At 44.8% G+C, this 22,488-nt stretch carries 22 protein-coding genes; 9 read left to right on the top strand and 13 right to left on the bottom strand.

Going from position 1 to position 22,488, the window contains the following annotated elements:
• A complete protein-coding gene (locus THEBA_RS09450) occupies positions 1-1,077 on the bottom strand; it encodes a HesA/MoeB/ThiF family protein (protein WP_014731335.1) in 1,077 nt (358 codons plus the stop codon).
• Positions 1,078-1,429: 352 nt separating this feature from the next.
• Complete coding sequence (locus THEBA_RS09445) at positions 1,430-3,160, bottom strand: ABC transporter ATP-binding protein (RefSeq protein WP_014731334.1); 1,731 nt, start codon at positions 3,158-3,160, stop codon at positions 1,430-1,432.
• Positions 3,161-3,359: 199 nt separating this feature from the next.
• On the opposite strand from THEBA_RS09445, the gene THEBA_RS09440 reads away from it, so the two are divergent.
• From THEBA_RS09440 to THEBA_RS09430, 3 genes are all read left to right on the top strand, one after another.
• Positions 3,360-3,914, top strand: a complete 555-nt coding sequence (locus THEBA_RS09440; protein WP_014731333.1) for a flavodoxin domain-containing protein — start codon at positions 3,360-3,362, stop codon at positions 3,912-3,914.
• A gap of 228 nt (positions 3,915-4,142) precedes the next feature.
• Positions 4,143-4,880: a GNAT family N-acetyltransferase gene (locus THEBA_RS09435; RefSeq protein ID WP_236609138.1), complete on the top strand. Its 738-nt coding sequence runs from the start codon at positions 4,143-4,145 to the stop codon at positions 4,878-4,880.
• Positions 4,881-5,534, top strand: coding sequence for a Crp/Fnr family transcriptional regulator (locus tag THEBA_RS09430; protein WP_014731332.1), 654 nt, complete (start codon positions 4,881-4,883; stop codon positions 5,532-5,534). It begins immediately after the preceding gene.
• Here the strand turns inward: THEBA_RS09430 and THEBA_RS09425 are convergent.
• Genes THEBA_RS09425 through THEBA_RS09415 form a run of 3 tightly spaced genes read right to left on the bottom strand, consistent with a single transcriptional unit; the run spans position 5,531 to position 8,327 of the window.
• Positions 5,531-6,187 (bottom strand): HAD family hydrolase, encoded by a 657-nt coding sequence (locus tag THEBA_RS09425; RefSeq protein WP_006488284.1) that lies wholly within the window; start codon positions 6,185-6,187, stop codon positions 5,531-5,533. The genes THEBA_RS09430 and THEBA_RS09425 overlap by 4 nt on opposite strands.
• Positions 6,184-7,251, bottom strand: coding sequence for an ArsR/SmtB family transcription factor (locus tag THEBA_RS09420; protein WP_006488286.1), 1,068 nt, complete (start codon positions 7,249-7,251; stop codon positions 6,184-6,186). Before THEBA_RS09420 ends, THEBA_RS09425 begins: the two co-directional genes overlap by 4 nt.
• The gene (locus tag THEBA_RS09415) at positions 7,251-8,327 is read right to left on the bottom strand and encodes an ArsR/SmtB family transcription factor (protein WP_236609137.1); all 1,077 of its coding nucleotides are present in this window, start codon (positions 8,325-8,327) and stop codon (positions 7,251-7,253) included. The genes THEBA_RS09420 and THEBA_RS09415 overlap by 1 nt, the downstream gene beginning before the upstream one ends.
• A gap of 1,046 nt (positions 8,328-9,373) precedes the next feature.
• Between THEBA_RS09415 and queD the strand changes: the two genes are divergently transcribed.
• The gene (queD, locus tag THEBA_RS09410; RefSeq protein WP_014731329.1) at positions 9,374-9,742 is read left to right on the top strand and encodes a 6-carboxytetrahydropterin synthase QueD; all 369 of its coding nucleotides are present in this window, start codon (positions 9,374-9,376) and stop codon (positions 9,740-9,742) included.
• A complete protein-coding gene (locus tag THEBA_RS09405) occupies positions 9,736-10,521 on the top strand; it encodes an energy-coupling factor transporter transmembrane component T family protein (protein WP_014731328.1) in 786 nt (261 codons plus the stop codon). The genes queD and THEBA_RS09405 overlap by 7 nt, the downstream gene beginning before the upstream one ends.
• Here the strand turns inward: THEBA_RS09405 and THEBA_RS09400 are convergent.
• The 8 genes from THEBA_RS09400 to THEBA_RS09365 are packed head-to-tail and all read right to left on the bottom strand — an operon-like array spanning position 10,511 to position 17,964.
• The gene (locus THEBA_RS09400; RefSeq protein ID WP_014731327.1) at positions 10,511-11,788 is read right to left on the bottom strand and encodes a HEAT repeat domain-containing protein; all 1,278 of its coding nucleotides are present in this window, start codon (positions 11,786-11,788) and stop codon (positions 10,511-10,513) included. The genes THEBA_RS09405 and THEBA_RS09400 overlap by 11 nt on opposite strands.
• 1 nt (position 11,789) lies before the next feature.
• Entirely contained in the window at positions 11,790-12,206 is a 417-nt protein-coding gene (locus THEBA_RS09395; RefSeq protein WP_014731326.1) for a PulJ/GspJ family protein, read from the bottom strand.
• Complete coding sequence (gene gltX / locus THEBA_RS09390; protein WP_014731325.1) at positions 12,181-13,602, bottom strand: glutamate--tRNA ligase; 1,422 nt, start codon at positions 13,600-13,602, stop codon at positions 12,181-12,183. The genes THEBA_RS09395 and gltX overlap by 26 nt, the downstream gene beginning before the upstream one ends.
• Positions 13,589-14,119 carry a TIGR00725 family protein gene (locus THEBA_RS09385; RefSeq protein ID WP_014731324.1) on the bottom strand — a complete coding sequence of 177 codons (531 nt, stop codon included), beginning with the start codon at positions 14,117-14,119 and terminating at the stop codon, positions 13,589-13,591. Before THEBA_RS09385 ends, gltX begins: the two co-directional genes overlap by 14 nt.
• Complete coding sequence (lptB, locus tag THEBA_RS09380; protein WP_006488303.1) at positions 14,116-14,838, bottom strand: LPS export ABC transporter ATP-binding protein; 723 nt, start codon at positions 14,836-14,838, stop codon at positions 14,116-14,118. The genes THEBA_RS09385 and lptB overlap by 4 nt, the downstream gene beginning before the upstream one ends.
• Positions 14,835-15,332 (bottom strand): OmpH family outer membrane protein, encoded by a 498-nt coding sequence (locus THEBA_RS09375; RefSeq protein ID WP_006488305.1) that lies wholly within the window; start codon positions 15,330-15,332, stop codon positions 14,835-14,837. The genes lptB and THEBA_RS09375 overlap by 4 nt, the downstream gene beginning before the upstream one ends.
• 11 nt (positions 15,333-15,343) lie before the next feature.
• Positions 15,344-15,790: a D-aminoacyl-tRNA deacylase gene (gene dtd / locus THEBA_RS09370; RefSeq protein WP_006488307.1), complete on the bottom strand. Its 447-nt coding sequence runs from the start codon at positions 15,788-15,790 to the stop codon at positions 15,344-15,346.
• Positions 15,787-17,964: a RelA/SpoT family protein gene (locus THEBA_RS09365; protein ID WP_006488309.1), complete on the bottom strand. Its 2,178-nt coding sequence runs from the start codon at positions 17,962-17,964 to the stop codon at positions 15,787-15,789. The genes dtd and THEBA_RS09365 overlap by 4 nt, the downstream gene beginning before the upstream one ends.
• A gap of 181 nt (positions 17,965-18,145) precedes the next feature.
• Here THEBA_RS09365 and THEBA_RS09360 point away from each other — a divergent pair, with 181 nt between their 5' ends.
• The 4 genes from THEBA_RS09360 to THEBA_RS09345 all read left to right on the top strand — a co-directional run bounded on the left by THEBA_RS09360 (position 18,146) and on the right by THEBA_RS09345 (position 22,481).
• The gene (locus THEBA_RS09360; protein ID WP_006488312.1) at positions 18,146-19,063 is read left to right on the top strand and encodes an alpha/beta hydrolase family protein; all 918 of its coding nucleotides are present in this window, start codon (positions 18,146-18,148) and stop codon (positions 19,061-19,063) included.
• 16 nt (positions 19,064-19,079) lie between these two features.
• The gene (locus THEBA_RS09355; protein WP_006488314.1) at positions 19,080-19,610 is read left to right on the top strand and encodes a type 1 glutamine amidotransferase domain-containing protein; all 531 of its coding nucleotides are present in this window, start codon (positions 19,080-19,082) and stop codon (positions 19,608-19,610) included.
• Positions 19,611-19,846: 236 nt separating this feature from the next.
• Positions 19,847-20,038 (top strand): SHOCT domain-containing protein, encoded by a 192-nt coding sequence (locus tag THEBA_RS09350; protein WP_158309307.1) that lies wholly within the window; start codon positions 19,847-19,849, stop codon positions 20,036-20,038.
• 1 nt (position 20,039) lies between these two features.
• Positions 20,040-22,481 carry a heavy metal translocating P-type ATPase gene (locus THEBA_RS09345; protein ID WP_014731322.1) on the top strand — a complete coding sequence of 814 codons (2,442 nt, stop codon included), beginning with the start codon at positions 20,040-20,042 and terminating at the stop codon, positions 22,479-22,481.
• The last annotated feature ends 7 nt before the right edge of the window (positions 22,482-22,488 follow it).

Raw genomic sequence — 22,488 nt, 5'->3', positions numbered from 1 at the left:
TCACCTCTTGGCTGAAGAACAGACGGGACAACCTTCACGTCGTTCAAAGGAAATGCTCTCGAATTTACCCTTTCTCAGGTCAAACCAGAAAACATCGTCTCCACACATTCCGGTATTCAGAAAAGTCAACACCATGGCCGCCTCTAACATGCCTCCAAAATAGCTTACAAAAGTCAGTATCCCCTTTTGTGCCCCCGTATCCTTTCTGTTGTCGCCCATGAAACACCTGTAGCAAGGCACTCTTTTATCTCTAAACATCGCATATCCGCCAAAATTCTCTACGGCCGAATCGACAAAGGGAACACAGTTGCGGTAGCAGGAATCATTTATCAGATACCTAGCCTCATAATTGTCAACGCAGCTGACAACTACGTCGGGTTTTTCAGTCTTGATGAGGGTTGGATCGAAACTTTCTTTACGGATCTTGACCCGAACGCCACTGTACCGCTGTGCAATCTTTTTTTCAATTACACTCGCTTTTGAAAGACCAACATCTCCATAATCGTACAATATTTGTCGGTGTAAATTGTTAAGTTTAATTTCACCCGGTTCGATGATACATATGTCATCAATTCCGTTATCCAGCAAGATTTTTATCAATGGGCAGCCCAATCCGCCGGCTCCAACAACCATCACTCTTCCCTTTCTGGACGCCTTCTGCAAATCTAACGGGAGATCACAAATGGGACCGATCTCGTTGCTTCCATTCATGAGCCAGGAAAAAACCTTTCCGGCTATCAAAGGTGAGAACATAATCGACAGAGTGTGTGGAAAGCTTACAATTCTCTTTCCACAATCTTCCTCGATTTTGAAATCGTCTCCATCTCTGAATTCCATGGTCTCTTTCTGCCTGTAAATCAGAGGCGAATAAAAGGGGAGAATTCTGTGCCTTGGAAAATCTCTAGTGATTCCGGAAAGACCACTTCTTATTAGGAGTTCGGCGGTAAGTTCCTCAGTCGCGCCCCATAGATGACCAAATGTCTCCTCGGCCAATCTCAGCAGGAACGACCTGGTCATTCCCTCAACAAGTAATTGCCGCTCGTACCATCTGAATAGAAAATCATTCTCTATGTCCATATGCGTCCCTCCACAGATCCAAGACCAGCCTAAGTATAACAAATAATCCTCAAGTGGATAACCCTACAGCTAAAGACTTATTCGTGTTTGAAAATGGAATACACCTCTTGGAGCCGGATCGCGAAACCTTTGATCTCAAGTGGTGGCAAACAAACGGGAGAATGAATTTTCATAATTCACTTCACGAATTGAAATTTTGCGCTCGGAAGGCGCAGGCTGACATAGAACTGAGAGACTTTCAAGAGAGTCTTCCATCTGCTAATTCAGAGTATTCCAAAGCCATTGATGAACATGCCTTTTTTTTGACCCCTCTCAACCCTCCCGATATTTACGGGAGTATCTACTGGAGAGATCACATATCCGGTATATATCCCTTGAACTGAGCCCTATAAAGCCCCGCGTAATGTCCGCCCTTCTCGAGGAGTTCGTCATGAGAGCCCCTTTCTATGATTCCATTGTTCGTTATCACAACTATCTCATCGGCGTTCTTAATTGTGGAAAGTCTGTGGGCAATTACAAGTGTTGTGCGTCCTTTCGAAAGGGCTTCTAGAGACTCCTGGATCTTCAGCTCAGTCTCATTATCCAGCGCAGAAGTGGCTTCATCTAAAATGAGAAGGGGAGGATTCTTTAGAAAGACCCTCGCGATTGATATTCTCTGCTTCTGACCTCCGGAAAGCATTACTCCTCTTTCACCAACATAAGAATCGTATCCGTTCTCGAGACTCATGATGAAATCATGAATATTCGCTCTCTTTGCAGCCTCAATTATCTCTTCGTCTGTAGCGTCGCCCTTACCGTAAGCAATATTATCCCTAATTGTTCCTGCAAAGAGAAAGACATCCTGTTGAACAATACCGATGTGGGTTCTTAAGGAGTGAATGGTAACGTCACGAATATCCACTCCGTCAACGGTGATCCGTCCACTTTTAACGTCATAGAATCTAGGAATAAGATGGCAAAGAGTTGTTTTTCCACCACCAGAGGGGCCGACTAGAGCCACCATCTTACCGGCAGGAATATGGAGATTTATATCGGTGAGTACGTTTTCACCTCCGTCGTAGGCGAAAGAGACCTTCTCAACTCTTATATCTCCCCTGACACCATTTAGTTCAACTGCATCCGGCGAATCTGTGATGCTTGACTTCGTTTCCATTATTTCAACGAACCTTTCAAAACCTGACATTCCGTCTTCATATTGCTGAGCAAACTGCATAAGCCTTCTTATCGGCTGGAGAAATAGATCAACGTAAAGAAAGTAAGCTACAAAGGCTCCGACGGTTATCTCGCCTGAGTAAGTAAGATATCCCCCGAAAGCCAGAACGGTAACTTTCAACATGTTCATCATCAGGTCGACACCGGTCGTCATCTCGGCCATCGACTTGAAGGCGAACTGCCTGGATTCCTTGAATTCCTGGTTGCCAAGATCGAATTTACTTTTTTCGAATTCTTCATTGGTGAATGACTGAGCGACTCTAATACCAGAAATACTGTTCTCAAGCTGTGCATTGACGTTCGCTATCTTCTTTCTCACCAATCTAAATGCCTTTGCCATCTTCTGTCTCTTTCTCACTCCATACCAGACCATAAAAGGTATATAGGCAAAGACAACGAGAGTGAGTCTCCAGTCGTTCTGCATTAAGATTATGAAGGCTCCGATCAACGTTACAGTAGAAATGAAGACATCTTCGGGGCCGTGATGTGCAAGCTCCGTGATTTCTCGAAGATCGTTCACTATTCTCGACATGATCTTCCCGGTTCTCACCTTGTCGAAATAACTAAAAGATAGCGTCTGCAGGTGGGAGAAAATATCCTTTCTCATGTTGTACTCCATCCTTACCCCGACAACGTGACCCCAGTAACTGACAACGTAATTGAAGACGGCTCTCAAGACAAAGAGAAACGCCATTATTGCGGCGATAATCACAATACCTCTCATGTTACCCGAAGGGATATAATCATCCAGGGCCAATGTAGTGAATCTAGGAAAAACCAGATCGATTCCAGCAATCATGAAAGCACATGCCATATCCAGTAAAAATAGCCCTAGATGTGGCCGATAATAGGCCATGAATTTTCGAATCATAGCAAGCCTCCCGCATAGTTAGGTAAGAGTCTCAATTTTACATTAGAATACTCTGGATAACAAGTTCATGCATTTAAATCCAAATAGAGAAATTGACTCCTTGTCCTGTCGAACGAGCTTTATGATCTTTACGCAGTAATCCCAAAATACTGTTAAAATAGCTGTGGAGTCTTCAGTTCAGGAGAAGGAAAAGAAGAGCTTGTCGAAAACAGTAGTCCTTTACAAAACTAGATATGGAAGTTCGAAGAAATATGCAGAATGGATTGCAGAAGAGCTCCACGGCGATCTCTTTGATATTGAAGATGTCGATCCTGAAAGACTTAAGGATTACGACTGCATCGTATTCGGCGGATCACTCTACGCCACTGGCATCAGTGGATTGTCTACAATAAAAGAGAATTTCAAATCTTTCGAGAATAAGAAGGTAATTATCTTCTCCGTGGGAGCTTCTCCAGCGAGATCAGAGGTTATCGAAGACATAAAGGCAAAGAACTTCTCGCCTGAAATTGTCGAGAAGATTGAGTTCTTCCATTTGAGGGGCGGATTTGACTTCAAGAGATTGAGACTCGTAGATAAGATTTTGATGATTCTATTGAAGAGTAAACTCAAAGGAAAGAAGAGACGCGGAGAAGAGCTTTCCGACGATGAAAGAGGGATGCTGGCGGCTTACAGTACGGCAGTAGATTTCACAAGCAGGAAAGCTATTGAACCGATACTGGAAAGCATCAGTAAGTTTACTCACGGGAATGCTTAAGACAGATTCTGGATCGAAGCGTTGCTTGCAATGAGAAGTATTTTGAAAGAGTCACACCTCTCAAGCACTTCCCCGATTGAATTTGCTCTCGCTCTTTCGTACGGTTCTGCGTAGGAGGATTTTGCTTTTTCATATGCGCCACTAAAATCAGGATGTTCGTTTTTGTACAGCAAGAGAGTTTGCTTTCTGCCCCGGAATCGGTGGGTAAGAATTATGATCGGAGGTAATATGTCCAGAATTCGTAGGCTTGAAGAGATCTCCTTAAACTCCTGGCCAGCCGGTTACACAAAGTTCCTTGATGGCTGGGTATTGAGATACGCAGGCGGATATACAAACAGGTCAAACTCCGTCTATCCTATCTACGATGGGTTCGAACCTCTAGAACAAAAGATCGAAGAGGCTAGCAGGTTCTATAAGTCAAAGGGGTTAAGGACGATGTTCAAGCTCACCGCGGACTCAAAGCCTGCAGGACTGAACAGTGTCCTCAAAGAGATGGGGTTTGAAGAAAGGGATAGAGCACTGGTAATGACGAGAGCGATAGGCAGTGAACCCCACGATCTTTCAGACGCCGATGTCGCTTCAAGGCCCGAGGAGGAATGGCTCGAACTCTTCTTCTCTCTGAATAGCAGGGCAAGAGAAAATCAAGCCTGGGCAAGAAAACTACTTTCTATGCTTCTTCCTGGCAGCCCCTTCATCATCCTTAGAAAGAGAGGAATCGCAGTTGGTTGCGGGTTTGCAGTAATAGAAAGCAATCACGTGGGACTCTTCGGAATAGCGGTGCGAGAATCGGAACGGCGAAAAGGATACGGGAGAGAGATAACCGAAAAACTCTTGGAGCTTGGTAGGCAACGGGGAGCAGAGACAGCCTATCTGCAGGTTGACAAACCCAACGAGAGCGCGATAAGTCTCTATTCTAAGATCGGCTTTCGAGAAGAATATCAGTACTGGTACAGGGTTGGCGAATAGATGTTAGACACAGTAGATCTCTTCAACGATTTGAGCAGTGATGAAAAAAGCGAAGTTCTTTCGGCTTCGCGAACTGTCAGGTTCCAGCCCGATCAGGTGATCTACACTCCAGATGATCTTTGCGATTCACTTTGTATAGTTCTCAAGGGCAGGTTAAGAATTGCAAAGGTATTGCCCTCTGGTCGTGAACAGACTATCAATTACATTGAAAAGAACCAGATTTTTGGAGAAGCGCTTGCGTTCGCTGGAAGAAAGTGCGCCTCACATGTCTTCGCGGAAGAGGATTCGGAAATACTAAGCATTCCGAAGAGAGCTCTCCTATATGCTTTCAAAAACAAGCGTTTTCTGTTCTCTTACCTAAAGAGCATTTCCGAAAAGACACTGAATCTCTCATATATCATTGAATTGCTTTCATTATCAACCGTCAAGAAGAAACTGGCAAGCTACCTTCTGGAACTATCTCTTGAAAAGGGAAGCAATTCATTTGAACTTCCTCATACCAAGAAGACACTCGCAAACCTTTTTGGATCAACAAGAGAAGCCGTTTCTCGAAACTTTTCTGAACTGCGGAAGGATGGAATCATCTTCATGCCAGATAGAAATTCCGTGGAAATAAAAAGCTCAAAACAACTCGAGAAAATTCTCTTCGATTAAATTAAACTATCGAACCTCTTTTCCAAATACTCTCTAACCCCGTTCAGATTATCGAACACATGTTTTGAAAGCGACAAATCAAGGTCTATGTTCTCCTCGTGCCTTACCCCAAGAACCTCCATTCCGGCCATGAAACCGCTTCTAATGCCGTTTGGCGAGTCTTCAATAACAATGCAATCCTCCGGGGCAATTCCCAAAAGCCGCGAAGCTCTTTGATAGATCATCGGCGATGGCTTAGATTCCCTAACTTCATCTCCCCCGACGATTACCGAGAAGTATTCGAGCACGTTTATTTTCTTCATCAACTCTTCAACAGCGGACTTCTCCGTCGACGATGCAATCGCCAGTTCTACCTTTCCATAAAGAAAATCAAGAAGCTCAATCAATCCGATATTTGGAACCACGGTCTCTCTGGCAAGTTCGAGATACCTTTCCATGTACCTTCTGCCAAATTCCTCAGGCTCCATATCCAGACCGGCAGTCTGAACAATTACTCTCTGAGTTTGAGACATTTTAAGACCCATCTGCTTCTCGAAGAGCTCATCACTTATCTTTCCACCAAGCTCCGAAACCAGTTCGGTACAGGCCCTTCTATAGAGCTTTTCGGAATCGATTATCACGCCATCCATATCGAATATTACTGCTCTAATCATTTCATATCCCTCAAATTCAAAAGATTTCTGATATCGGCTGCTGCCCTCCGTACAGTCTCTTTTCTCACACAGATTATGCTGCTGAATGGATCAACGTCGATCAACGATGACTTGAACAGAAGTCCCATATGATAGGAAATGGTAGACTTGGCGAGGCCTGTGAATTCAACGAGGTCCTTCTGTAAAGCCGGTTCCTTGCTGAGTCTCTTCAGGATCTTGAATCTGGTCTCGTCGGAAAGCACCTTAAGAAGACTCCGTAGCCTGACTTCCTGCGGGATTCTGCCCGAGAAATCTTCGGTAACCTCTTCAAGACCCATTATCAGAAGATGAAAGGTCGGATATGTCATTAGGCCAGAGTTTGTATGAGGTACCGAGTTTTGAAGAGTTATGTATACAGGTTTCGTCTCGTCGAGTACGATATCGTAATAGTCGAGATAGTTCGAGAAGGCGTCTTTGATCTTCTGTGACGAACTACTCTCTATGTATCCTTTTACGAGCCGAGTGTTGAGGTCTCTTAAACCGCTTCCTTCATAATAGTTTAAGATTTTCATCGTCTTGGAGGAAAGGAAATCCATCGCCGTCTTCGGAAAGAAGAGTAGCTGGTGCACAAACCAGACAGTATCCGGGCTTACACCGCCTATTGCCTCTATGGCCTTTGAGACCTTCTGCGGTTCCTCGCTTATCATACGATTCAGCTCATCATGGGAAATCTTGAGCCTTCTATCTGCAAATACCTGGATGAAACGGTCTCTTATCAACTCGATTCCCTCTTCCGTTACATTAAGGCTTTCCTCAATTGTCACCTGCATACCGTCTTGAAGCTTCTGCCTTATTGGGAAGAGGATGGGAGCCATAACACCCAGTTCGTTCATAAAGGTTATATACATCCTCGTTGACCACTCTTCATCCTTAAGAAGTGTTTCCCTGAATTCCAAGAGCTGAGAAGAGGGTTCATAATCAACCCCGAGCGTCTTGAGTACCTTCTCAACAGGACCAGTGTTCAGCGAAAACTGAATGGCCATTGTCAGATCGTATATTTCGAAATAGCCGGTGATTATTTCCATTAGTTCTCACCTTCATCGTATAGCGTCTCAAGTCCTTTCAGAATTTTTTCGAGACGCTCTTTATTCAAAGAGAAGTACACTCTTCTGTGATCTTTTCGGCTCTTAACCAGGGCAAGTTCGGACAGAGTCGAAAGGTGGTAGGATACTGTCGCTTTGGATAGCCCTACGAGCTTTGCAAGCTCATCCACGTATTTTGGTTCCTCGGATATCGACTTCAAAATCTGCATCTTGGTTTGATCGGCTAGATTTCTGAGAAACAGTCTGAGAGTATTGTCCGTAACCGATGGATTCATAATCTCTTCAATCTGCTTGAAGTGCTCGCTGAATACTATCAGCTGGGTATTGCAGGAGCTTGCAAACTTAAGCCCTGAATACTTCAGTGTATTCTGAAACAAGAGATGAAGCGGCAAGTCTTCTCTTGCCTTAATGCCATAAAAATCAAGAAATCCCTCGGCAATTTGATTATACTGATCATTTTCGAAGAGCTTTAGTTTTTCGGCTATCTGATCGCGATTCTTTTTTCTCAGACCGGATTCTTCGTAGTACTTCTTCATTTCGTTAAGAGCAAAGAGCAGGATCTCTTTCGACTGCCTGGGAAAGTTTATCAGCTGAGTAATGAACCATGTCGTGTTTTCAGAGAGATCTTCGGCCTTGTTTACAGCTTCGGGCACAATGCTTAGATCCCCTTCAAGTATCTTATCTACTTCCTCTTGAGAGAAATTAAGATTGTTCGAAAGAATGCTGTTTACTACACATCTAGATTTCTCTTCGAAGTTATTCGCAAGGCTTTCGATTGAGTCCTCGAGGAGAATCTCCCCCCCCGGCCTTTCGGGAAAGTCGCAAAAGAAGATGACGCTGTCCTTTATTTCCGAAAATACGTCAGCGACAACTTTTATCGACCAGTTCTCATTCTCTCTGATCTTAAGAAGAAATGCCCCTAGCTCTTGACCCGGTTCGAAATCGAATCCAAGATCATGTGAAACTGCGTCGAAATAACTCTTCCTGTCAGCAAGACCACATGCCATCAAAATCTCTACGAGTTCAACGTATCCCGGGATTATATTCAAGGAATACACCTCTCAAGTTCGACTTGTATTGAATTATAGCATGGATAAGGTTCGAGAAACCTTGAACCAGGGAAATTCATCAACAACGCAACTCTATAACGTACTTAAAATGCGGAACATGTACAAGTATTCTTCGGTGTCGAATCAAATCCATTTGAAAGTGCAAGATCGTAAATCTGCTTAATCGATATATTGTTAGAAGTTTATTGTGCGTTAACAATAATAGTTTGACAACTATCTAACGTAGTGATATGATGAAAATGTAAGAGATGAATCGAACAGACGAAAAGGAGGAGTCGATATGAAGAAGGGATCTTTGAAAATCGGAAAAGATGTCCAGAAGGAAATCGATAAAGCCAGATCGGCTTCTATAAGATACGGAAACTTTTTTGCACTCTGAAGAAATAAACCAGTAGAATCGCGACATACAAGCAACCCCCCTTTTCCCCCACGGAAAGAAAGATGACTTCGGGTCTCTCGGTAGAGACCCTTTTTTGTTTCTTTCATTCAAAAAGAGAGAACCTTCAGGCTCTCTCTTTTTCTTGGGGTTTCTCTAGTCCTACTGAAAAGTAAGGAAGGGTCTGGACTTCAAGATTTCTACTCGTGCCTTTTCTATCTGTTCCGTAACTTCTCTCATCGATTTTGTAGTGCAATTTGACATTATCAATTCCTCCACCGGTTCGATATATATCTTACACTGAGATCATAACATATGGTTAGATATATGTCAAACCTAGTCCTAGAATTCTATTGCAGTCTAACTTTATTCTTGTTCTGCGTTTTGTCTCTAATTCCAGGCTGAGATGGTCTCCACATTTTTTCTGGTTAGAAGAGCAGGTTTCCTCCTTCAGGGTCCGATAAGAAAGCAGGGATACTATACTAGATCGTGGAGCATCTTACGGGCCGGACTGGAGTAGCTGGAATACCCATTTGGGATGAGTTATACTTGTGATCACTGAATGATTTCGACAGGAAATTCGAAGTATCGTCACACAGAAAACGATATTTGGTTCTCAAGGGTAGATGTTTTGCGAGGAAGGAGGGTGAACAGAGAAATGTTCTTCATAACGAAGGAGTTCACTTTTGACGCAGCACATAACCTCACCATGTATCACGGTAAGTGCGAGAAGCTGCACGGTCACACTTATAAACTTCAAGTTACCGTTGCCGGGGAGAAGCAAGAGGAAGACATGGTAATCGACTTTCTGAAAATGAAAGAAATTGTCAGAGACGAAGTCCTGAGTGTGCTGGATCACTCTTATATAAATGATGTGCTATCGCAACCAACTGCAGAGAACATAGCAGAGTGGATTTTCAATAAACTCGCAGGCAAGATTCGCGGGAATTCGTTCGAGCTCTATGAAGTAGCCTTATGGGAAACTCCCACCAGCTTTGTTCGTTACAGGGAGAGAGATGGTTGGTAGAGATTCCCTTAGGTCGCTTCTTCCCTGCCGACTCAATCATTCATAAACTGTCTCCCGTTGTCAAGACGATTTCTTTTGTGGCGCTTGCGGTGGGATCTTTGTTCTTGAGCGGCATTGTTGATTCTCTGATCCTTTTTTCCTTTTGGATTTCGCTTCTCTTGCTTTCAAAGGTTCCGCTGGGGGAGTACATCAAAACCCTCTGGACAATCAAGTTTCTTCTACTCTTAATTGTCATCTTCCAGCTCTTCTTTACGCACGGAAAAGTCCTGCTGGATATGAAGATACTGAGGATAACAGAAGAGGGCCTTTTGAACGCCACCTTATTGACTGTTAGGATGGTTTTTGCAGTCTTCTTCAGCATTACATTATCATATACAACAACCCCCATGGAGATCTCCTCCTCCATTGAAGCAATCGTCGGAAAGCTACCGATGAAAACTAAGAGGGTTTCTGAACTCGGAATGGCACTTTCACTAACCCTCACTTTCATTCCTCTTCTCTCGCTTCAGACGAATCGAATAATTATGGCCCAGAAGGCTAGAGGTGTGGAATTCAATGGCGGAAGTTTTTTCAAGAGAGTAAGAAACTCTCTCTCAGTGGTGATACCCGTGATTACGACCTCGCTAAAGAAGGCCCAGGACACCGCGTCCGCTCTGGAAATAATGGGATACGAGCCCGGCCATACATTGCGAAGCCTCGACAAAATGAGCTGGTCGATTAATGACTCGATTATCTTGATTTCGACGGCGGTTTCTATTACAGCGGTTGTTATACTGTAAAGCCAAAGAGATCGGCCAAACGTGAGGGGTTTATTCTTGCCATTGCTCTGGCAGACGATAGTCTTAGGCGACTCTCACTGGAAGCATCTACCACTATCTCTTCGAGACAAGGGAGCAAACCGTCCAGTTTGAGAAGACCCGTCACGGAAGAAGCAAGAATCCTCGTCTGAAGCTCTTCCTTCCTGTTGGAAAGAATTCTTGAAACGTGATCACCCACATCCAATGTTTTGAGTTTCTTTACTGCTCTGAGTGAAGCCTTCTTCAGTCTCGACGAAGTTGATCTCAATGATTCATCAATGACATCGGAGATAGAATTATCCATTAGGTTGGCCAAAGCTTCAATACATATCGCCCTAACCCTGTCTGAGGGATCATTAAGTCCTTCTCGAAGAATATCAACCGCGGATGGTTCAAGTAGACCTTTGACGTACTGCGCCCCGACGAATCTCATCTCTTCATCATCTGAATCCATGAACCTCTCTGCGGCCTGCAACAACGAAACATCGTATCCCTTGATTTTTCTGTAAGTCTTCAGTGCTGTTATTGCTACGTTTGAATCCTCGGACTCGACTAGCTTTCTCAGCGCCGGAACCGAGACCTCCTCCGGGAATGGTTCTAGAGATTCAACTAGAATCTGCTTTGTCTTTGAAATGCGAAAATCCTTTATAAGACCCAAAAGCTTTTCTGAAGAAGTCGAATCCAGTTTACCGAGCCTTGAATGAATAGCAAGTTTCTGGAATTTTCCCGAAAGCGAAGAGAGCACCTCTTCATCTAGCTGCAGTTCGCCATTGTAGGCAGACAATATCCTTCGAACGTCGGTGCTTGGATCTCCGTTGAACTCCTGTAAGAGTTCGCTCTCTCCGGCTTCCGCAAGGGAGATAACAAAGGTCTTCCTAACCTTTTTTGAAGGATCTGCAGCAATTTTCCTCGCCAACTCCTCGTCCTCATAACCGAACTCGACGAGTTCCTTCGCCGTTGCGCTTCTAACGAGGTCTGACGGGTCATCAAGAGCCTTCAGTATAGAATCTCGATCTTCACCGAATTTCGCCATCGAAGAAACCGCGTTTTTTCTGACATCCGGCGAAGGATCATCAAGAAAAGACTCGATATTCTCGATTTTCATATCGCGTTCCACTGCTGATTTTATTGCCCTTGCCCTTACGTATGCCGATGGAGATTCCAGCATATCCTTCACATTCATTTCGGCTCTTGAGAAAATCTCCTCCTCAATAGCCTGAAGCATCTTTCTGATATCTTTTGGATTCATTTTATCCACCTTCAATTCCAATCAGGATTTCTCCTTCATCAACAAAGAATCTTACGCTTCCTTCTTCTCCATAAAAACCGGCAGACTTTACAAATTCGGTCACCGTGTTGTAAGAGTTGCCAGATCTTCTAATAATTCTGTCGCCGGAAACGTAATATCTGATTCTCTTGTATCGACCGTCAACAATAGCGTCGAAGCTAATGAAGGAGGTCCCCCACGAAAAGTTTCCGATTGATCGGTTGAGATCTCTTTCAATAACATCGAAGGTTCTGGAAAGCGACATGTAACTCTTTGTCTCTCTCACAATGTTGAATGACATCGCAATCGACATGTTCACTATTTTGAAAACCGATATCAGAAGTATCGCAGAAACCGCAAGCGACACAACCATCTCAATCAGAGAGATTCCCTTCCTCATACTCAATCATCTCGAGAAGGTTTTCCAGTCTCTCGAGGACCCTATCCCTGCCGAGAACGGAGATCGTCTCGAAAAGTCCCGGAGTCACAAGCCTTCCCGTTACCCCCCCTCTCAAGGTCTGAAAAGTATTCTTCTTCGAAGCTATCTTTTCATCGGCAAGCTCTCTTACGGTTTTTTCTACTCCTTCAACAGACCAGTCAAGAGAATCCTCAAATTTCCTTATTGCTGCCGAGATTAAATCCTTGCTCCAGTTGTTCTGAAGATACTTGGAAACATACTCCTCTTGATAATCGAGCTCATCACTGAAAAAGGGAGCAGAGAAATCAAATAGCTGTTCAAGCGTGTTTATCTTCTCCCTGCACATCGTGAGTACCTCTCTCGAGTAGAACTGGTCGGACTCAATGATCGCGTAGTAGTCAAATCTTCCGGTGAACTTCAACCACAATCCAAACTGGATCATGAGCTCCTCGGGATCCAGCAATCTCAAATGCTTTCCGTTTATCCATTCGAGCTTCTCATAATCGAAGACAACGCCTTTGTTAGAGATATCGGAAGGAATGAAATCCTTGACCTTTTCGTGATAATCGAAAATTTCCTCATCGACCGTCCATCCGAGAAGCGCCAGATAATTCATAAGCCCCACGCTAAGATAACCTTCTTCTCTGAAATGGTCCACGCTTGTGTGGCCGTGCCTTTTTGAAAGCGGAGCCCTGTCACTCCCAAGAATCAGTGGTATATGCATGAATGTAGGCGGTTCCCAGTCGAGAGCTCTATAGATCATTATTTGCCTTGGAGTGTTCGTAAGGTGATCCTCGCCTCTGAAGACATGAGTAATATCCATCATATGATCATCGACTACCACAGCAAAATTGTAGGTGGGGAAGCCATTGGACTTTATAATTATGAAATCCGAGAAGTTCTCGTTCTCAAAACTCATCTTCCCTTTTGAGAGATCAGAAAATTCCGTTTTGCCCTCTGGAATCCTGAACTTAATTGTGTAGACTTCGTCACCTGATATATCAGGCATCTCCATTGAGATTCTCAGCACGTCTTCCTGATTCGACTTTTTGTAGACCGCATAATATGCGTGTCCTCTCTCGACGAGCTCTTGAGCATACTTATCATAAAACCCGAGAGCTACTCGCTCGCTCTGTCTATAAGGACCGTACTCCCCACCGATGTCGGGACCTTCCGACCAATTAAGACCGCACCATTTCATGGAAGAGAGAATCTGGTCCTCGAATCTCTTCTCGGAACGCTCGGTATCTGTATCTTCTATTCTCAGCACGAAACTTCCATTTTGATTTTTCGCAAAAAGCCAGTTGAACAGCGCTGTCCTTACACCGCCAACGTGAAGATTGCCTGTCGGACTTGGCGCAAATCTACACCTTACCATTCTCTGCCTCCTCAAGTAACCTCTCAAGATCTTCGATACTATTTGCTCTCATGACTTCTGCAGTTCTCCTCTCGTCTAAATACTTTCCATCTATGAGCACCGACCCTATCCTATCTGTCCAGCCACCGGTACCACCCATGAGAATGACGGGGTGTCCGTAAGAATATGAGGAGATTATCTCAAGCAGAGTTCCTGCTTGACCTCCGATTGAAATCACCACATCTGCAGATTTAGTAAGTATCAACGATCTCAAAGCAAAATCCATCCCAGTGCGAATCCTGATTTCATTGTGGGTGTTGCCCTCATCTCCGGCGGGGAGCACACCAATAACACGTCCCCCTTCTTTCGAAACAGCTCTAGAAACAAGTTCCATTACCCCGTCTCTTCCACCCGTCATAACAACGTGTCCGTGCCTGGCAAGAGTCCTCCCTACTTCTTCGCAAATTCCGTGAAGCTCCTTCACGGGGCTCGCGCTTATTGAACCGGAGTATCCTATTACCGTTACGTGAAGCATCATTCATCACTTCCAAGATACTTTTCTACCACCAGACTATCTCCAAGAACCGCCGCAGGATCGCCTGAAGAAATGACCTCTCCCTTGTACAGTACGTATAACCTGTCGACCACTTTAGCTATGGATGAAACATCATGATCCGTTACGATGACACCGATCCCCCTGCTCTTTAGCTTTCTGATCATCTTCTGAATATCCTTCACTGTCATTGGATCGATGCCGACAAAGGGCTCGTCCAGAAGAATGAACGAGGGTGAAAGAGTCATAGTCCTGGCAAATTCAAGCCTTCTCTTTTCTCCCCCAGATATGAGAGAGGCAGTTTGATCTTTCAGAGAAAGAATACCAAATTCGTCAAGAATTTCACTTGCCTTTTCCAGGCATTTGTCTTCCTGACCCGTTAGCTTCATCACCATTGTAAGGTTTTCGATTACTTTGAGGCCTCTGAAGATCGACGTTTCCTGAGGCAAATAGGCAATCCCTCTCTTGGCTCTTTCGTGAATAGGAAGGTGTGTAATGTTCTCACCATCAAGGAAAATGCTTCCCGAATTAGGAATCACAATTCCCAGGATAGACTTGAAGGCGGTGGTCTTTCCTGCACCATTTGGTCCAAGGAGTCCCACAACCTCAAGAGAGGATGCCTCCAGCGAGACATCCTTTAATACTCTTCTTTTTCCGTAGCGTTTGTCAAGATGTTCGCATTTCAGATAAGAAGGATCACTCAATTCTGAAAACCTTTCATATATTCAATGATCGCGTCGGTAACATCGTACGCGGAAGAACCATAAACGACAACCTCACTGGAGAGCACCATATCTATTCCGACAAACGTAGCATAATCCTTTATTCTCTTGTTGACCTGTTCCATTATTACCTGAAGCTTTGCATTGTAAGTCGTTTCAAGTGTTTGTTCGTACTGGCTCTTCTTCGTAAGGATCTCTTGCTGTTTCTGTAGAAGGGCGTCTTGACTCGCTCCAGAATTTGCCAGATCTTGATATTCTTGGCTAAGAGTATCTAACTGGCCCTGATAAAACTTCGTGTCTTTCTGATAATCGATGTTCAAAGTTACCCAGTCTTTTGTCGCTTCTAGCACCTTCTGCATATTGGCAAATGCAATCTTTGCAGGCTCCGATGGACCAGCACCGCCTTCAGAAACAACTATCGCTCCGACAGCCGATACCATTATCACAATAAGAATGAATCTCAAGGATCTTTTCACAAGAACACCTCCTAAAATACTCTCTTTGAATCCAATAAAATTGTAACGGGCCCACTGTTAACAAGTTCTACGTCCATGTGAGCCTGGAATATTCCTGTCTCGACTCTCACAGTCTTAGACGCCATCTGGAGAAAATCGTTGAACAGCCCCCTGGCCACTTCAGGTTCGGCAGCATCGGTAAACGAAGGTCGCCTGCCCTTTCTCGCATCACCCATTACTGTGAACTGCGATATGGCAAGAAGCGATCCCGAAACATCTATAAGGGAAAGATTCATTTTGTCATTTTCATCTTCAAAGATACGGAGATTAACCGTCTTGTCTACCAGCCACTCCACATCTCTCTCATCATCTTCCCTGCCAATTCCAACAAGAACAAGAAGCCCCTTATCTATCTTGCCCGTGACCTTTCCGTCCACAACTACACTCGCACTACTTACTCTTTGAACTACAGCTCTCACGAAACTCCTCCGTATCTCTTAACATTTTGAACGCCCTTCATACCCCTGAGGTTCTCCATAACTGAAGTAAGATGGGCTACATCCTTGACAAGGATATTCGCAATCAGTGTATCATATCCCCACCTGCCTGCTTCAACGGAGTACTTCATTACTTTTGCGTTCTTGTTTTCAAGTCTCTCAAGAGACTTGTTTACAATGGTTCTATCAGCACTATCAAACTCCACAACGATCCAGGAACTGAATTTGCCGCCAGTGTCAAGGTTCCAGTGTGCCTCCACAAGCTTGTCTTTGCTTATGCCTTTCAGGTTTCTACAATTGCGAGTGTGAATCGAGATCCCCCTGCTGCTCATTACAGCAACGATATCGTCCCCGGGAAGCGGAGTGCAGCACTTAGCAAAATAAACGGCAATTCCCGTTTCACCCCCTACAACAACCTCATTACCCTTTGCCTGTTTCTGTTTTATCAGTTCCGTCTCTTCGGGAAGAGTCTCGATCTCTTCTTCCTTCGGCGCAAGAAGGCTTAAAACCTCTCCCATAGTTACCGATCCATCACCAAGCTTGCTGAAAAGATCGTTTTCATTGTGCGCACCCAACCTGTTCATCAGGGCCTTTATTTGTTCTCCCTCAATGAGGTCATCCATCGAAACGGCAAGACGTTTGCTTATCTTTCTGAATATCTCTTTGCCCCTCTCTACGAGTTTCGCCGAGTATTCATTCTTGAAAAATCTCTTTATCTTAGCCTTGGTCGAGTTTGCTCTCACATATTTCAGCCAGTCGAGACTCGGACCTTCGCTTGCCTTGTTAACAATTACCTCAACCCTATCACCAAGTTGCAGTTCATAGTTGACCGGAACGAGACGATCGTTCACCTTGGCACCGGCGTAGTGATGGCCAACCTCAGTATGGATGGCATAAGCGAAGTCAATCGGTGTGGCCCCTTTCGGAAGATGAACCACCTCACCCTTTGGAGTGAAGACAAAAACCTCTTCGACCTCTAGCTCGCGAGAAATAGATTCCATATCTTTGAAGCTTTCTATGAAATCTTTCTGCCAGTCAACGAGCTGCGTAAACCATGTTCTATCCTTTACATCTATGCCTTCTTTATAAACCCAGTGAGAGGCAACACCGTATTCAGCTTCCTTGTGCATTCTCTCGCTTCTTATTTGGATCTCCAAAGGCTCCCCTCTGTGGGTGATTAAAGTTGTGTGGAGTGACTTGTATCCGTTCGATTTGGGAGCGGCTATGTAGTCTTTGAATCTACCAGGCATTGGTGGCCAAAGAGAGTGAACCGCTCCCAGTATCTTGTAGCAGTTGACTTCATCTCCGGTTACGATACGGAGAGCAATTAGGTCGAATACTTCATCGAAAGACCTATTCTTCTTAATCATCTTCTGCCATATGCTGTACAGATGCTTTACTCTTCCTTCGATCAAGGCGGAGATCCTGTTCTTTCTCAACTCTCGAAGCACAATTTCTTTGTATTCGTCCATTATGTCCTGACGTTCCTTAAGCTTTCTGTTGACCTTGAATTTTAGTTCCTTGAACTCTTCGGGATACTCATACTTGAAAGAGAGATCCTCGAGTTCGGCCTGTATTTTGTGCATACCTATCCTGTGGGCAATCGGTGCATAGATTTGAAGTGTCTCTCTTGCCTTGTCACGCTTCTTTTCAGGATCTTTTAGAAAGTCCAGCGTTCGCATGTTGTGAAGCCGGTCCGCCAGTTTCACTATGATTATCCTAGGGTCATCTGAAAGTGCCAGAAGCATCTTTCGTAATGTCTCGACTTTCATTCTCGACTTGACTATCTTGGACTCAAGCTTCTCATTTAGCTTCAAGTTGCTTATCTTTGTCACACCGTCAACTATGAGGGCTACCGTATCTCCATATTTTTCTGCGATCTCAGATAGTGGAACATTGCAGTCTTCGACTATGTCATGAAGAATTCCGGCAATGATTGTGTCGTTGTCCGCGGAAAACTGGGCCAGTATTTTGGCGACTTCAATGGGGTGACTTATGAAGGGCTCTCCAGAGTCTCTCATCTGTTCCTGATGATGGAAGCGCGCGAACTCATAGGCGTCGAAGATCCGCTCTTTGTCTCTCCTCTTGAGGCGATATTGAAGAATGCTTTCGAGGTCACCCAGGAGAATCTGGGCATCGATTTCAGTTCTGGCCACTATCTCACCTTCTATTTGTTTATTTTAGCATGAAGCAACTGGTGAATACAGCGAGCCATGCGCAAAGATTTCCAGTCGAGGAAGTTGAGAAGTTCATTCTTCAGCCCTGGTCTAAAGCGTTGACCTAATCGAAACGGTAGAATATTAGAGTAATCATTGTCCTTAACACGGGGGTGAACATGTGAAGAAACAGTCGCTACTAAGTGCGTTGCTAATCATGTTGATGATTTCACTGTCGATAAGCTGTTTCGCTACTTCCATAGACTCAAATCATATCGTCACGGAAAGCGAAGTCCACTTCTTTGTCGAGGGAGAGAGAATAAACGGTATTCTGACACGTCCAGAATCTTCAGAAGGACCCGTGCCAGTTGTTGTGCTACTTCATGGATTCCTGGGACATATGGATGATCTCACTGTGTACGGTTCTGAAGAATCCCTCTACAGGATGACCGCAAGGCTTTTCGCCGAAAAGGGCCTGGCATCGTTGAGGTTTGACTTCAGGGGCTCCGGAACAAGTGATGGCGAATGGAAGGACACTACTTTCACGAAACAGATATCCGATGCGATATCTTCGATTGACTTTCTTTCGTTGGCGGAAGATTTAGACAGCCGAAGAGTCGGCGTAGTCGGTCTCAGTCAGGGTGGTCTCGTCGCAGCCTGTCTCGCAGCTTGCGACTCCAGAGTCAAGAGTGTTGCCCTCTGGTCGGCAGTCGCAATACCCGTTCACACGTATTCGGCACTTCTCGGTAAGGATTCCGTTGATAGAGCTATTGAAGCAGATCCACTCGAAGAAATCACCGCAGAGATTTCCTGGGGTGGAACAACTGTTCTCAGAAAGGAATTCTTTGATGAGCTGTTTCTTATAGATCCCGTTGCCGAGATCGTTTCCTACGATGGGCCACTTCTGGTTGTCTCTGGATCGAAGGACGATCTGGTCTTTCCCCAACCGGAAGTCTCAAATCTCTTCACAATGTACCACAAAGGTGTAGACAGACTGCTTCAACAGGACTCCGGTCACATTTTCGACCTTTTCGAAAGACAGGATAAAGTGCTGGAGATCATCGATGCTACTCTGGAGTGGTTTTTGATAACTCTTTAGAAAGGGGTGGATAAATATGAGATTAGAAGGTAAGAAGATAGCGGTTCTTGTTGAAGACGGCTTTGAAGATCTCGAATTCTGGGTACCGGTGATGCGGCTTCGCGAAGAAGGAGCAGAGGTGGTCATTGCTGGCAGGGAAAAGGGCATTCTTTTTCTTGGTAAGAGCGGGCTTGAAGCGTTTTCGGATTCAGACTTCAAATCGATAGACGTCTCGAAAATGGATGGGATTGTGATTCCCGGCGGGTGGGCTCCCGACAGGCTTAGACGATTCGAAGAGGTGAAGAGTCTGGTTAGAGATGCCAACGAAAGAGGAAAGGTTATCGGGATGATCTGCCATGCCGGTCTCGTTGGAATATCGGCAGGAATTGTGAGGGGTTCGAAAGCAGTAGGAAGTGAAGGAATAAAAGATGACCTAATAAATGCTGGTTCGGTTTGGGTAGACGAGCCGGCATTAGTTGATGGCAATCTAGTCTGGGGAAGAGTGGTGAAAGACATCCCTGACTTCTGCAGGAAACTGGTCGAAACTCTCGAAAATGGACTCCGTTGACTCAGTCAAATAATGACAACATGAGAAAGGGTCGGCTACAAGACCTGTGATTTTGTAGTACCTCAGAGTAGAACCGAATGCAAGCACTCTCTTCATTATTGGTTCTACTAGTGATCCTTGCACTAATACTGCTCAGTGAAATTCTTCAAGTAATGTATTGAAATCCGACAGAATTTATAGTATTATTAGAATAACCCTCCCCCCAGGGGGGGTCCAATGGAAGGGGTGATACGATGATGTTCTTTGGATTCCTAATAGTAATCTTTGCGGTAGCATTCTTTCTGAAGCCTGATATCCTGAAGAGTCGAATGACTATCTCCTCCTCATATGACAAAGAAATGAGAGTTCTCAGAGAAAGACTGGCTAATGGAGAGATCTCAATTGAGCAGTACGAGCAACTGAAAAAGGCGCTGTCTGAGGAAAAATGAGATGAGTTTTGAGAATAATCATGTAAAAGAAGAATATATTGTAGAAGGCATGACCTGCGCGGCATGTGTAAGAGCCGTTGAAAAAGCTGTCTCTAAAATCGAAGGAGTGGAGAGGCCTGTAGTAAATCTCGCTACGGAACGTCTTACATTCGAAGTGTCCCAGGAAGTCGATAAAGGCAGAGTATTTGAGGCAGTAGAGCGGGCAGGATACAGTCTTAAAGAAATTCCGGTTTTTAGGAAGGCTGTAATGGAAATTGATGGAATGACATGCGCTGCCTGCAGTGCAGCCGTAGAAAAAGCAATCGGAAGGCTGCACGGAGTTGAGAATGTCAGTGTCAATCTATCTTCGGACACCGTTTCTTTTAAGTACGATCCCAACATCTTGAAAATTGGAGAGGTGAAGAAAGTAGTTGAAAAAGCCGGATATAGGCCAGGCAACCTCGTCACTGAAGCATTTGAAGAGAGCCGACTGAAAAAAGAGGCTGCAATAGCATCCTACAAGAGGAAATTCATATTTTCTGCGGCCTTCGCTCTGCCGCTGCTGATAATTGCCATGGGCCATATGATGGGCCTTTCGCTTCCGGCAATCATCGATCCCCATCTCAATCCCCTTAACTTCGCCATAGTTCAGCTAATTCTAACGATTCCAATAGTAGTTGCGGGCAGAGATTTCTATTCCAAGGGAATACCAAATCTCTTCAGAGGAAGCCCAAATATGGACACTTTAGTAGGTCTAGGGACGGGAGCGGCATTCTCTTACGGAATCTTTGCGACGGTTCAAATAGCCCTCGGTAGACACAGCTACGTAGGAGATTTGTACTTTGAATCGGCCGGAGTGATTATCGCTCTAATATCTCTCGGCAAGTATCTTGAGAATCTTTCAAGGGGAAGAACTTCCGATGCCATAATGAAACTTATGAATCTCTCTCCCGAAACGGCTCTCGTAAAACGGCAGGACGTCTTCGAAGAAGTAGCGATTGAAGAGATAGAGGTTGGAGACGTTCTTCTTGTCAAACCTGGTATGAGAATCCCGGTGGATGGGGAAGTCTTGAATGGTGCAAGCTCAGTAGACCAGTCAATGATTACTGGGGAATCGATTCCCGTAGATATCTCAGAGAGTTCGAAAGTAATTGGCGGTACTACGAATATAAATGGAGCATTCGAAATGAGGGCAACTGTCGTTGGCAGTGACACATTACTTTCGAGAATAATCAAACTCGTCGAGGACGCACAGTCGTCAAAGGCTCCGATAGCCAGAATGGCCGATGTCGTCAGCGGTTATTTCGTGCCATTCGTTCTAGTGATTGCGGCAGTTACCTTCCTTGTCTGGATGACGCTTGGATATGGTCTCGTCTTTTCAATGTCCATGATGATAGCGGTGCTTGTAATAGCCTGTCCCTGCGCACTCGGACTTGCCACGCCTACCGCGATAATGGTGGGTACCGGTAGGGGAGCCGAAATGGGAATTCTTTTCCGGAACGGCGAAGCCCTAGAAACCACTCACAAAATTGGTGCTGTAGTTTTTGACAAGACTGGTACGATAACGGAAGGAAGGCCAAGGTTAGTAGATGTGCACACATTTGGAAAACACGAAAGAGAAAGGGTTATGCAAATATCGGCCAGTATTGCTTCAAAGAGTTCTCACCCGCTCGATGTGGCTATCTCCGGTGCATATAGTGGCCCTCTCCTGGAGGTTTCTTCATTTGAGGCTTATTCTGGCAAAGGAATTCTGGCGAGAGTCTCTGGGCAGGAAGTCAAGATGGGAAACCATCGTTTTACTTCTCTGACGCCGGAAGAAATGAAGTTTGTCGATGAGTTATCCAGTGAGGGTAAGACACCCGTTGTTGTCTCCATAGAAGGTAGAGCGGCAGCAGTGCTTCGTATCGCTGATGTTGTGAGAGAGGATTCTCTGGATGCGATTAAGTCTCTGAAGAAAATGGGAATAGATACTTACATGATGACCGGTGACAACTCCAGGACTGCAATGGCAATTGCTAACCAAGTTGGGATCGAGAATGTAATATCGGAAGTGATGCCGGAAGACAAAGCCAAAAAGGTTTCCGATCTCAAGAGGGAAGGTAAGACAGTGATGATGGTAGGCGATGGAATAAATGATTCTCCGGCTCTTGCGGAGGCCCATATTGGAATTGCCGTTGGTTCTGGAACGGACATCGCTATTGAGACGGCAGATGTGGTACTTATGAGCGACAACTTAAGCAACATCTTCAAAGCGATAAAGTTATCGAAGGAAACTATAAAGAACATAAAACAGAATCTCTTCTGGGCATTCTTCTACAACGTAATCGGCATACCTTTGGCAGCCGGTCTCTTCTACGGAGTTGCCGGAATAAGGCTTAATCCAATGGTAGCCGGAGCGGCGATGGCTTTTTCTAGCGTAAGTGTAGTAACCAACGCATTAAGATTGAAGAAAATTAAGATCTGAAAGGGAG

Source organism: Mesotoga prima MesG1.Ag.4.2, from assembly GCF_000147715.2.
GTDB classification, from domain to species: Bacteria; Thermotogota; Thermotogae; order Petrotogales; family Kosmotogaceae; genus Mesotoga; species Mesotoga prima.
Note: the sequence above shows the minus strand (reverse complement) of the source record. Positions and strands in the feature narration are given on the sequence as shown.

Bases quoted from the DNA above. Each gene is read 5' to 3' on its own strand.
- THEBA_RS09450 (WP_014731335.1), bottom strand. From the start codon at position 1,077: ATGGACATAGAGAATGATTTTCTATTCAGATGGTACGAGCGGCAATTA.
- THEBA_RS09445 (WP_014731334.1), bottom strand. From the start codon at position 3,160: ATGATTCGAAAATTCATGGCCTATTATCGGCCACATCTAGGGCTATTT.
- THEBA_RS09435 (WP_236609138.1), top strand. From the start codon at position 4,143: ATGTCCAGAATTCGTAGGCTTGAAGAGATCTCCTTAAACTCCTGGCCA.
- THEBA_RS09430 (WP_014731332.1), top strand. From the start codon at position 4,881: ATGTTAGACACAGTAGATCTCTTCAACGATTTGAGCAGTGATGAAAAA.
- THEBA_RS09425 (WP_006488284.1), bottom strand. From the start codon at position 6,187: ATGATTAGAGCAGTAATATTCGATATGGATGGCGTGATAATCGATTCC.
- THEBA_RS09420 (WP_006488286.1), bottom strand. From the start codon at position 7,251: ATGGAAATAATCACCGGCTATTTCGAAATATACGATCTGACAATGGCC.
- queD (WP_014731329.1), top strand. From the start codon at position 9,374: ATGTTCTTCATAACGAAGGAGTTCACTTTTGACGCAGCACATAACCTC.
- THEBA_RS09400 (WP_014731327.1), bottom strand. From the start codon at position 11,788: ATGAATCCAAAAGATATCAGAAAGATGCTTCAGGCTATTGAGGAGGAG.
- THEBA_RS09395 (WP_014731326.1), bottom strand. From the start codon at position 12,206: ATGAGGAAGGGAATCTCTCTGATTGAGATGGTTGTGTCGCTTGCGGTT.
- gltX (WP_014731325.1), bottom strand. From the start codon at position 13,602: ATGGTAAGGTGTAGATTTGCGCCAAGTCCGACAGGCAATCTTCACGTT.
- THEBA_RS09385 (WP_014731324.1), bottom strand. From the start codon at position 14,119: ATGATGCTTCACGTAACGGTAATAGGATACTCCGGTTCAATAAGCGCG.
- THEBA_RS09355 (WP_006488314.1), top strand. From the start codon at position 19,080: ATGAGATTAGAAGGTAAGAAGATAGCGGTTCTTGTTGAAGACGGCTTT.
- THEBA_RS09350 (WP_158309307.1), top strand. From the start codon at position 19,847: ATGTTCTTTGGATTCCTAATAGTAATCTTTGCGGTAGCATTCTTTCTG.
- THEBA_RS09345 (WP_014731322.1), top strand. From the start codon at position 20,040: ATGAGTTTTGAGAATAATCATGTAAAAGAAGAATATATTGTAGAAGGC.